Source organism: Pseudoalteromonas sp. 0303, assembly GCF_013349995.1.
GTDB lineage: Bacteria > Pseudomonadota > Gammaproteobacteria > Enterobacterales > Alteromonadaceae > Pseudoalteromonas.
In genome coordinates this window covers 1-633 of record NZ_JABVXF010000114.1, presented here as the reverse complement: position 1 = coordinate 633, position 633 = coordinate 1, and the positions used below count along the sequence as shown (strand labels likewise).

The following is a 633-nucleotide window of genomic DNA, read 5'->3' as shown; positions in this document are numbered from 1 at the left end:
CCTTATTGGTAAAAGTAATTGTCCAATCTCTTTATACCGTACTCACCCCATTTGGGGGAGGAGTCCATACATCTCCTACGTGGGTTTTATATGTAATGTGGTAGGCGTCACGCTTGCTTGGCACGTCATGAAATCAACACCCTACGAGCAGACTGACATATCACCAACATCCCCCACCGCTCAGCTAAAAAATGACAGCACCTACACAACGCGCGAAATAAATTTCACGCCTACAACAACACGTGGGGTTTTGTATGCAATGTAGGGCATGAAAAGGTGTGGATGGATTATGTTGGGTTTCGCTTCGCTCAAACCAACCTACCCAAAGAGTGACTAGGGCAAGTAATGTCGTAGGCGTCACGCTTGCTTGGCGCGTCATGAAATCAACACCCTACGATCAGACAGACATATCAGCAACATACTCCACCGCTCAGCTAAAAACTGACAGCACCTACACAACGCGCGAAATAAATTTCACGCCTACAACAACACGTGGGGTTTTATATGCAATGCAGAGGCATGAGAAGGTTTTGATGGATTATGTTGGGTTTCGCTTCGCTTATGTGGACTCCCCCTTGTCAACAACAATAATTTACAATCAAAAGAATAAATGCGTGCTTATGTACGAGCTCT

Annotated in this window: 1 protein-coding gene; it reads left to right on the top strand. The window is 45.3% G+C overall.

Going from position 1 to position 633, the window contains the following annotated elements; all coding sequences use genetic code 11:
* Positions 1-377 precede the first annotated feature (377 nt).
* A partial coding sequence (locus HUS62_RS22960; RefSeq protein ID WP_220095111.1) for a hypothetical protein occupies positions 378-633 on the top strand: 256 nt, incomplete at its 3' end.